This is a genomic window from Microbacterium sp. (genome assembly GCF_035687345.1).
Classification (GTDB): Bacteria; Actinomycetota; Actinomycetes; order Actinomycetales; family Microbacteriaceae; genus Microbacterium.
Window position 1 is genome coordinate 23,958 of the sequence record NZ_DASRXZ010000119.1, and the last position, 10,167, is coordinate 34,124.

The 10,167-nt window shown below is 71.3% G+C and carries 9 protein-coding genes; 6 read left to right on the forward strand and 3 right to left on the reverse strand.

Annotated elements, in window-relative coordinates; translation table 11 throughout:
• Positions 1-12: 12 nt before the first annotated feature.
• Both VFF97_RS13180 and VFF97_RS13185 read right to left on the reverse strand, forming a co-directional pair.
• A complete protein-coding gene (locus tag VFF97_RS13180; protein WP_325033949.1) occupies positions 13-1,038 on the reverse strand; it encodes a DNA-3-methyladenine glycosylase 2 family protein in 1,026 nt (341 codons plus the stop codon).
• 61 nt (positions 1,039-1,099) lie between these two features.
• Positions 1,100-1,852, reverse strand: a complete 753-nt coding sequence (locus VFF97_RS13185) for a winged helix-turn-helix domain-containing protein (RefSeq protein WP_325033950.1) — start codon at positions 1,850-1,852, stop codon at positions 1,100-1,102.
• 363 nt (positions 1,853-2,215) lie between these two features.
• Between VFF97_RS13185 and VFF97_RS13190 the strand changes: the two genes are divergently transcribed.
• The 3 genes from VFF97_RS13190 (at position 2,216) to VFF97_RS13200 (ending at position 3,367) form a co-directional block, all read left to right on the forward strand.
• On the forward strand, positions 2,216-2,623 hold the full coding sequence (locus VFF97_RS13190; protein WP_325033951.1) for a nitroreductase family deazaflavin-dependent oxidoreductase: 408 nt from the start codon (positions 2,216-2,218) through the stop codon (positions 2,621-2,623).
• A gap of 66 nt (positions 2,624-2,689) precedes the next feature.
• A complete protein-coding gene (locus tag VFF97_RS13195) occupies positions 2,690-2,986 on the forward strand; it encodes a GNAT family N-acetyltransferase (protein WP_325033952.1) in 297 nt (98 codons plus the stop codon).
• A gap of 99 nt (positions 2,987-3,085) precedes the next feature.
• Positions 3,086-3,367, forward strand: coding sequence for a hypothetical protein (locus VFF97_RS13200; protein ID WP_325033953.1), 282 nt, complete (start codon positions 3,086-3,088; stop codon positions 3,365-3,367).
• A gap of 111 nt (positions 3,368-3,478) precedes the next feature.
• Here the strand turns inward: VFF97_RS13200 and VFF97_RS13205 are convergent, their stop codons facing one another.
• Complete coding sequence (locus VFF97_RS13205) at positions 3,479-3,685, reverse strand: hypothetical protein (RefSeq protein WP_325033954.1); 207 nt, start codon at positions 3,683-3,685, stop codon at positions 3,479-3,481.
• Between the two features lie 144 nt (positions 3,686-3,829).
• On the opposite strand from VFF97_RS13205, the gene VFF97_RS13210 reads away from it, so the two are divergent.
• From VFF97_RS13210 to VFF97_RS13220, 3 genes are all read left to right on the forward strand, one after another.
• Positions 3,830-5,323 (forward strand): MFS transporter, encoded by a 1,494-nt coding sequence (locus VFF97_RS13210; RefSeq protein WP_325033955.1) that lies wholly within the window; start codon positions 3,830-3,832, stop codon positions 5,321-5,323.
• A gap of 83 nt (positions 5,324-5,406) precedes the next feature.
• Complete coding sequence (locus VFF97_RS13215; protein ID WP_325033956.1) at positions 5,407-6,561, forward strand: exonuclease SbcCD subunit D; 1,155 nt, start codon at positions 5,407-5,409, stop codon at positions 6,559-6,561.
• Positions 6,558-9,656, forward strand: coding sequence for an SMC family ATPase (locus VFF97_RS13220; RefSeq protein ID WP_325033957.1), 3,099 nt, complete (start codon positions 6,558-6,560; stop codon positions 9,654-9,656). Before VFF97_RS13215 ends, VFF97_RS13220 begins: the two co-directional genes overlap by 4 nt.
• Positions 9,657-10,167: the final 511 nt, after the last annotated feature.

Here is a 10,167-nt window from a genome sequence, read left to right on the forward strand (position 1 = left end):
GGTCGGACGCCGTCAGCGGTCGCGGTGGTCCTCGGGGTGCAGGCGCGGGGCTTTTCGCGGCTCGCGCACGCCGCTCAAGCCGATGAGGCGGATCGCGCGCTGGCGTTGCCCGCTCCACGGAGCGAGGAGCTCGAGCATCCGGTCATCGTCCACACGCTCGCCGATGAGCGCGTACCCGATCTCGTTCGCGAGGTGGTAGTCGCCGACGCTCACCGCGTCGGGATCGCCGAGCGCGCGGATGCGGGTCTCGGCGGCCGTCCACACGCCGACACCGCGCAGGCTCGTGAGCACGCGGTCGCGGGCGTCGCCGTCGGGTGCCGCCGTCAGCGCACGCACGACCGAATCGCCGCGGCGCGCGGTCTCGACGATCGTGCGCGCCTGCGGCGGCTCGAGCCCCGCGCGGTGCCACGCCCACGACGGCACGCGACGCCATCCGTCGATCGTGGGCGGCGCGAACATCGGCCGCGGCGTGGGCCCGGGGGCGCGCTCGCCGTACCACGTGACGATCCGCCGCCACGCGCCGAACGCCTGCATGTTCGTGACCTTCTGTTCGATGATCGACGCCGCGAGAGCGTCGAACACGATGTCGGTGCGGCTCAGGCGCAGACCCGGATTGCGGCGGTGCGCGTCGGCGACCAGCGGATGCCGCGACGCGTCGAAGTCCGCGGGATCGTCCTCCGCCCCGCACAGCGCCGGCAGCTGCGCGAGCGCCCATTCGCGGCCGGGTCCCCACGCCGCCCCGCGGATCACCCCGCGCGACACCTCGCGCAGCGCGAGCGTCGCGACGCCTTCGGGCGTGCGACTCGCGCGCCAGATGACCGAGCCGTCAACGCACATCGTGGGGTCGCCGTACCCCCGGCGTTGCATGAGCACCGTCCGCGGGAGGTCGAGCGGATGCCGCGGCCGATACTCGGTCTCGAGGGGACGGACGTGCGCGGGGCGCGGATCGCGGGGCGAACCGACGCCGCGGGCTGGCCGGGGGTCGCGGGAAGCGGCTCCGCGCGCATCGCGCACGGGGAACACCCCCGACGACCTCATGCGCTCACGATACGTCGTCGTCGCGACATCCGCAGATCCGCGACGCCGGACGCGCGCCGGATCAGAACCGGTCGGGCGACGGCGAGCCGTGTCCGTAGCGGATGACGACGTCGGCGTGGCGGTCGAAGCGGTAGCCGACCCCGCGCACCGTGCGCACGATGTCTTCATACCGGCCGAGCTTCGCGCGCAGGCGGCGCACGTGCACGTCGATCGTGCGCTCACCGGGCACGTCGTCCTCGCCGGCGCCCTGCCACAGCGAGCTCACGAGCTCGGCGCGCTCGATCGTGCGGCCCTCGCGGAGCACGAGGTACTGGAGCAGCTCGAACTCCTTGAAGGTGAACGCGGCAGACTCGCCGTCGATGAGCACGCGCTTGCGCGAGATGTCGACGACGACGCCCGCGGGCGTGCGCTCCTCCTCGTCGGGCTCCTGCTGCTTCGCGCGGGCGACGGCCGACGGCTCGTGCAGCGCGAGGCGCACGACGTCGACGTCGCGTCCGCCCGAGCCGACGGGCGCCAGGGCGACGGTCGCGTACGTCTCGGCGTTGGGGGCGAGCTCGGCGAGCGTGCGGCGAAGTGCGTCCACGAGGACGCCGAGCGAGACGCCGGATGCCGCGGCCTTCGCCTCGTCGATGCCGACGTACAGGGCGAAGCCGCGCGGCGCGGTGCCGACCGGGAGGGCGGCGGTCTGAGCGGGTGCGGGGGTGGAGGGCTGTGCGGGGGCCGTCGTGCGGCGGATAGTGGGAACCGGGCCGGTGACGGCACGCAGGTGACGGGTGGTGGTCGTGGGGCGGTCGAGGAGAGCGGTGTTCGACATGGGAGTGGGAGTCCTTGCGGTGGGAACCCGGACTGTTCGCCTGTGCGGGTTCGGGTGTGTTGTGAGGGCCGGCCGTGTGGGCCGGGTGCGGAGCGCGCGACCAAGCGACGTCAGTCGCTGTGTCGGTGCTCGGGGACTCGATGCGCGGTGCTCGCAGAAGGAGCGGAACCGGTCGAGTCCGGCGGGGTCACCGGATCACATGCACATTCGACAACACATGACAACGCGGCCGGCCATCATCGTGCCGGCAGTCCCGTTCGCCTCCCAGGCGGACAGAGAGCGTGCGTTGTCAGTCATGACGGCGATTATGACCGAAGGTGTCCTTATGCGTCAAATCACGTCACGTTATGAATGGGAGAAGCGATGGCTCAGGGTCGGATGAAGCGCTGGTGGCTCGGCGTCATCCAGCGACGGCTCAATCCCACGACCCTCGCGATGGCACGAGCAGGGCGTGGTCCGTTCTCGCTCGTGCGTCATGTGGGACGCAAGAGCGGCAAGACGTTCGAGGCTCCGCTCGTCCTCGCGGATGTCCCCGAGGGGATCGTCGCCGAGCTGACCTATGGCCCGGAGGTGAACTGGTTCCGAAACGTACTCGCCGGCAGCGGCGAGGTGCTCCACAAAGGGCAGTGGTACCGCATCACAGGCGTCGAGACGTACCCCACCGATCAAGGAATACGAGCGTTCGGCGGTTTCCGCTCGATCATCCTCAGAATCCTGCGCAGGCACGACTTCCGCCTGCTGAAGGTCGAGGCGATCGATCCGCCCGCGTGACCGAGAGCTCGCCGCGAGGGCGCGCGGCGCGGCCCCGACGTCGCGGGAGCGTCGTAGCCTGTCGGGGTGAAGGAGTTCCGGTTCACCCACGAGGCCGACGCATCGCGCTACACGCTGCACCGAGGAGACGACCTGGTCAGCGTGCTCGACTATCGAGACGACGGTCGCACCGTCGCGATGACGCGCGCCTACACTGTTCCGACCTTCCGCGGCCACGGCTATGCGGGCGAGCTGATCGACCGCGCCGTCGCCGAGCTCGAGGCGCAGGGCGACCGTGAGATCATCCCGGTCTGCTGGTACGTCGCGGACTGGTTCGACGCGCACCCCGAGCGCAGCGGCATCCTCCGCAGCCGCGCCCTCTGACCCGCGAGCGACGAGCGCTAACCGCATCCGCCCGTCTCGTCAACCCCTCGCCCTGTCGCCGCGCCCGCGGCGATGCTGGGAAGGTCGAGAGGAGCCGACATGGAGCACGACAACGCGGACGACCGTGCCGCGGAGATGCGCGGCGACGAGCGCCCGCTCGACCCGGAGCAGGCGCAGGAGACTCCGCTGCTCGCTCAGAACGAGGCGTCCGAGGTCGACAAGGTCGCAGGCATCGTGGTGCAGACGCGCTCGGATGTCGGAGACAGGTCGATAGACGAGATCGCCCACGTGCTGCGCCAGCGGCTGAACGACTCCTCGATCGAGCTTCCGGACTCCGAGGTGCAGGAACTGGCCAAGCAGATCGCGACGGGAACGACCTGACGCAGTCCGAGATGTGAGATCCGCCGCGCCCTCTTCCCTCCCATACCGGGCACGGCGGATCTTCTCTGTCACATCACCGTCGCATCATCGAGACCGCGTCCGCGGAGCGGCTCACGCGCAAGCGGCGAGCGCGTCGCCGTGCGCGACGCCGATCGGCCGGGGCCAGGCGCGGCGGCGGGGCTGCCGCGAGCGCTGCGCCGCCTCAGCGGCCAGCGCGGCCAGGCGCTCCCGTCGGTGCTCCTCGATGCGGGCCTCCTGGGCGCGGAGCTCAGTGTCGTGTCGGAACAGCACTTCGCTCGCGTAGATCGTCGAGAGCATGATTCCTCCAAGGTTCCGATGTCACGAACTTAGGGAGGGGTTCCGACATTTCCGCCGCCTCACGTGTTGGCAGTTTTCGATGCGTCGGTGGCGGCATCCGGATGCCTTGACGCCCGGTGTCTCGACGCCGATAGCCTGTCGAGGGTGGCGACCCCAGACGCACACCCTCCGACGCGCGACATACCGCTCACCCCGAGCCAGCGCTGGCGGGCCTATTGGGTGTGCGTCGCCGTCGCGGCGATCACGATCCTCGACCTGAGCAAGGTCAACGTCGCGCTCCCGTCGATCGAGGCGGCGCTCGGTTCGAGCTCGACCGAGCTGCAGCTCATCGTGTCGGGCTACGTGCTCACGTTCGGGCTCGCGCTCGTGCCGGCGGGTCGCATCGGCGACCAGCGTTCGCGGCGCGCGCTGTTCATCACAGGGCTCTCGGTGTTCACCGTCACGAGCCTCGTGTGCGCCCTCGCCCCGACGACGACCGTGCTGATGATCGGCCGCCTCGCGCAGGGCATCGGTGCGGGCATCCAGATGCCGCAGGTCCTCGGCATGATCCAGCAGCTGTTCCACGGCAAGGAGCGCGGGCGCGCGTTCGGCCTGTTCGGCGCGGCCGTGGGGATCTCGACGGCGTTCGGACCGACGCTCGGCGGCCTGCTGATCGCGATCGGCGGACCCACCGACGGATGGCGCGGCATCTTCTGGATGAACGTCCCGCTGTGCCTGATCGCGATCGCGCTCGCGGTGTGGGTGCTGCCGTCGACGCGCGAGCGCTCGCGCCGCCGGCTCGAGCTCGACCCGATCGGCGTGCTGCTCTTCGGCGGTTCGGTGCTCGCGCTGCTGTGGCCGTTCCTGTTCACGACCGGATCGCCCGACGACAACCCGCAGCGGTGGTGGCTGCTCGTGGCGTTCGTGCTGCTCGCGGCCGCGTTCGTGTGGTGGGAGCGTCGCTACGACCGCAGCGGCAGGAGCCCGCTCATCCCGTTCGGCCTCTTCCGGCTGTCGTCGTACCGAAACGGGACGCTCCTGGCCACCGCGCAGTTCGCCGCGCTTCCCGCGCTCTTCCTGCTCACGACCCTGTATCTGCAGCTCGGCCTGGGGCTCGCGCCGGTGTTCGCGGGGCTCGTCACGGTCGGCTTCGCCCTCAGCAGCGCGTTCGCATCGTGGATCGGCGGCAACCTCGTGGTCCGCATCGGCCGCCCGCTCGTCGTGTGGGGCGTCGTCGGCGTGCTCGTGGGCGTCGGTGGCCTGGCGATCACGGCGTACTTCGCGCCGACGGGCGCGCAGCCGTACATCATGGCGGTCGTGCTGTTCCTGTCGGGCTTCGCCGGGGGCCTCGTGGTGTCCCCGAATCAGACGCTCACGCTCGCGGACGTGCCGGTGCGGCGAGGCGGCCTTGCGGGATCGGTCGGGCAGCTCGGTCAGCGCATCGGCTCCTCGGTCGGCACGGCGGTGGCCCTCTCGCTGTTCTACGCGACGATCTACAACGAGCGCGACTCGGACACGCCCCGCATGGTCGTGTTCCACGACGCCTACGTCATCGGCCTCATCTCGGTCGGGATCTTCCTCGGTCTCGCGCTCGTCGCGGGCGTCGCCGACCTGAGCGCCCGCCGCCGCGACGAACGTTCGACCGACCCCGTAATCTGAGCGGATGCGGGGCATCCGGGCATCCGGCCGAAGTTCCGCGAGGCTCACCGGTGATGTCGGAGCCGGAACATACGGTGTGTGGCATGCGGATCCTGCACACCTCGGACTGGCACATCGGCCGGTCGTTCCACGGGCATTCCACGCTCGAGGCGCTCCGCGGTGTGCTCGAGGCGCTCGTCGAGCAGGTCCCCGAACACGAGGTCGACGTCGTCGTGGTCGCGGGCGATGTGTTCGATTCGGCGGCGCCGTCGGCGGCGTGCTTCCCGCTGCTGAGCGACACGTTGCGCGCACTCAGCGACGCGGGAGCGCATGTCATCGTCACGAGCGGCAACCACGACTCGGCCGCGCGGCTCGGGTTCCAGTCCGGACTCCTGCGTGAGGGCGTGCACGTGATCACCGACCCGCGCTCGGTCGGCTCGCCGATCACGATCGACGACGCGTCCGGGCCGGTGCACTTCTACGGCATCCCGTTCCTCGAGCCCGCACTCGTGCGCCATATGTGGCCCGGCGTCGAGCTGCGCACGCAGGCCGAGACGATGGCGCACGCGATGTCGCTCGTGCGCGAAGACCTCGCCGCGCGCGGCGGCCGGTCGGTCGCGATCTCGCACTGCTTCGCGGCGGGCGTCGAAGCGACTCCCGGAGTCGAGCGCGAGATCCGCCAGGGAACGCTCGACGTCGTGCCGCTCTCGTACTTCGAGGGGCCCGACTACGTCGCGCTCGGACACATCCACGGGCGCCGGCAACTGTCGGAGCGCGTCCGCTACGCGGGCGCACCGCTGCACTACAGCTTCGGCGAGGGCGACAAGGCCCGTGGGTCGTGGCTCGTCGAGCTCGACGCGTCGGGCCTCGCGTCGGTGGAGTGGCTCGACCTTCCCGTGCCGCGCCGGCTCGTCACGCTCACGGCCACCTTCGACGAGTTGCTCACCGACGAGCGCTTCGACGAGTTCTCCGACGCATGGGTGTGTGCGCGCTACACAGATCCGACCCCTCAGATCGATCCGATGCGCCGCCTGCAGGAGCGCTTCCCCCACTGCGCCGCCGTCGTGCACCTGCCGGCGACGACAGCAACCGCCGACGGATCCAGCTACGCCGGCCGTGTTCGCGCCGCGCGCAGCGACGCGGAGCTCTTCGACGCCTTCCTCGCCCACGTTCGCGAGGGCGACGGGGCGAGCGCCCGCGAGCAGGAGCTCATCCGCGAGATCGTCGGGGAGCGCGTCGCCGCGGAGGCCCAGGCGTGAGGCTCCACCGACTCGAGCTCGAGGGCTTCGGGCCGTTCCGCGATCGTCAGGTCGTCGACTTCGACGCGTTCGCCGACGACGGCATCTTCCTCATCGCGGGCCGCACCGGTGCCGGCAAGTCGAGCGTGCTCGACGGCGTGTGCTTCGCGTTGTACGGGGGAGTGCCGCGGTACGACGGCGCCGAGAAGCGACTGCGCAGTGACTATTGCGGCCCGGATGACCCGACCGAGGTCTCCGTCGAGTTCAGCACCGGCGGACGCCGGTGGCGGGTCACCCGCTCGCCCGAGTACGAGCGCGCGAAGCGGCGCGGCACCGGCACGACTCTCGTGAGCGCGGACGCCCAACTCGATGAGCTCGTCGGCGGCGTGTGGATCGGGCGGGCATCCGGCTCGCGCAACGTCGCGCTCGCCCTCGACGACGTGCTCGGATTGAGCCAGCAGCAGTTCCTCCAGGTGATCCTGCTCGCGCAGAACCGCTTCGCGGAGTTCCTGCTCGCCCGCAGCGACGAGCGGCAGAAGCTGCTGCGCCGTCTGTTCGGCACCCGCACGTACGAGCAGTACCAAGACGCGCTCGAGCAGCGCCGGCGCGACGCCGAGGCCGCGCTCGCGGCGGCGGGCGACGGCGTGAAGCTCCTCCTCGGCGAGGCGGAGCGGCTCGCCGCCGCCGAGGGCACGTGGGAGGGCTTCGGCGCCGCGGGCGAACTGCTCGAGCGGCTGGCCGACGGCGCGAACACGGCTGAATCGACGGATGCCTCGCCCGAGGCAGCCGCGGTGGACGCGGGCGCTCAGGACCCGGCTGTCTCGCTCGCGGATCGCCTCGTCGAGGCCGAGCGCTCCGTGCGCTCCGCGCAGGCGCGGGCCGAAGTGCTCAGCGCCCAGCAGGCGGTCGCCGCCTCGGCAGCCCGTGATGCCGAGGCCGCCTTCGCCGCAACCAAGGCCCTCCACACCAAGCAGCAGCAGCTCACCGCGTCGCGTGCCCGCCTGGCGTCGCTCGAAGCGGAAGCAGAGGGCATCGCCGCCGACCGGACGCGGGTCGAACGCGCGATCGCCGCCGAGGCGCTTCGCGCACCGATCGAGGCGGTTGCCGCGGCGGATGCGGCGGCGCAGCGCGCAGCTGAGCACCTGCGCGCGCACCGGGCGGCGTGGGAGCGCGTCGGCGGGTCGCCGGACGACGACGCGGAGCGACTGCGCGGACTCGTCGATGAACTGACGGGGCAGCTCGCCGTGTGGGCGGCCATCGCCGAGCAGGAGAACGAGCTCGCCCTGCTCGAGAAGCGACTCGCTGCGGATGAGGAGCGTGTCGTCGCGCTGGAGCGCGACGTCGCAGAGATCGAGGAACGCCGCAAGCTCGTCCCGGTCCGGCTCGAGGCGATCGACGCCGAGCTCCGCGGCGCACTCGCCGAGGCAGGGCGCGCGGAGGATCTGCGCACTCAGCTCGCGACGCTCGATGAGCGCCTGACCGCGGCGCGCGAGGCGGAGCGGCTCGAGAAGGAGCTTCGGATCGCCGACGAGGCCCACCTCACCACCGCCGGCCGCCACGAGTCGGCGCAGTCGGCGGTCACCTTGCTGCTGCGCCGCCGCCTCGCCGGCCACGCAGCGGAGCTCGCGACCGCGCTGGTCGACGGCGAGCCGTGCGCGGTGTGCGGATCGACGGAGCATCCGTCACCGGCCGAGCCCTCCGACGCACCTGTCACCGACGACCAGGTCGCGGCCGCCGAGGCGGAGCGCGACCGGGCGGCGGAAGAAGAAGCGACGGCGGCCGAAGCGGCGAGGGCGGCCCGCGACGCGTACAACAAGGCGGTGGCACGCGCGGGTGGCGAGAGTGCGCCGGCGCTCGCAGAGGCGGCGGCCGCCGCCGAGCTGTCTCTCACCGCCGCCACCGAAGCGCAGCGCCGCTGCGAGCAGCTCACCGTCGAGCGCGCGAGCCTCGTCGAACTCGACGCTGCGGCAGGGCTCGAGCTCGACCGGGCCATTGCTGCCTTGGCCGACCTGCGGATGCAGGTCGCCGCGGCGACCGCCCACGCGAAGACGCTTCGCCGCGCTGTGGTCGACGCACGCGGTGACTTCGACTCCGTGGCTGCGCGTATCGCCGCGACGACGGAGCGCCGAGGACTCGCTCTCGCGCTCGTCGACGCTCTGGTGGAGCACGCCGGCGCTGCGGCTGCGCTCGCTCGGGCGCGTGCCGACCTGGCGACTCGAGTCGCCGCGACCGACTTCGCCGACGCGGCCGACGCCCAGGGCGCGCTCCTCGACCCGGCGGCGCGCACCGCCCTGTCGGAGCGCGTACGTGCGTACGAGGTCGCGCTGACCACCGAGGCCGAACGCGTGCGCGAACTCGAGGTCGAGTTGGGCGATGACGCGGATGCCGCACCCGACGTCGATGCCGCGGCGACAGCGCGCGATCGAGCGCTCGCCGAAGAGAAGACCGCGGTCGAAGCCGCCGCGCGCGCGGCGCAGACGGCGAAGCGCCTGGAGGACCTCGTGCGGCGCGCGGGCGAGGCGCAGGACGGCATCGCGGAGCTCGCAGCGGAGTGCGACGTGGTCTCCCGGCTCGCGAACACCGTGGCCGGCCGGCCGCCGAACACCCGCCGCATGACGCTGGAGTCGTTCGTACTCGCGGCGGAGCTCGAAGAGATCGTCGAGGCGGCGAACCTCCGGCTCAGCGAGATGTCGAGCGGGCGCTACCGCCTGCAGCACAGCGACGCCCGAGCCGCTCGGAACGTCGCATCCGGTCTCGGGCTCGAGATCGTCGACGCCCACACCGGCCAGGCGCGACCCGCGCAGTCGCTGTCGGGCGGCGAGACGTTCCTCGCGTCGCTCGCCCTCGCGCTCGGGCTCGCCGAGGTCGTGACCGCGCGCGCGGGCGGGGTGCGTCTCGACACCCTCTTCATCGACGAGGGATTCGGCTCGCTCGACGAGGCGACCCTCGATCTCGCGATGCGCACCCTCGATGAGTTGCGGCAGGGCGGGCGCACCGTCGGGCTCATCAGTCACGTCGCAGCCATGAAGGAGCAGTTGCCGGCGCAGCTCGTCGTGGAGGCCACGGCCCAGGGGCCGAGCGTTGTCCGGCACGAGACGGTTTCGGCCGGCGTCTGAACCCCTGCGGCAGGCTCCGCGGGCGGGCGAAAGCCGACCCGCGGGCAAGGCGATACGCCCGCGACACGCCCGGGTGCACGCCTCGATTTGCCGCGCCTCGGCAAGCCACGTACAGTATTACCTGTTCGCCCCAAAGGGAAGAGCGCTGAGGCTGAAAGCCCCGCCCCCTCAAGTGGAGAACCACCTCCCACCCGATCAGCTCTCCTTGTGAGACGTGACCTCCGGGTCTAGGATGGGAAGTCCACTCCGTGGACCGCGGTCATCGGCTGCCGGCGAGATCTGAAGATCTCGAGCAGACCGGTTCGACAGACGGAACGGAGCGGACGAACAGGAAGTCGCCCTTCGGGCACGGTCGCGAGACCCGACCGTCGGAGCGTCCGATCCTTGAGAACTCAACAGCGTGCACTTGTCAAATGCCAATTTATTTCCGCTGGCCATTTTTGGTTGGTGGGGGTTTTTGGATCAATTCATGGATTGTCAGTGATGGCATTCTGTTTTGGTCATGATTGAA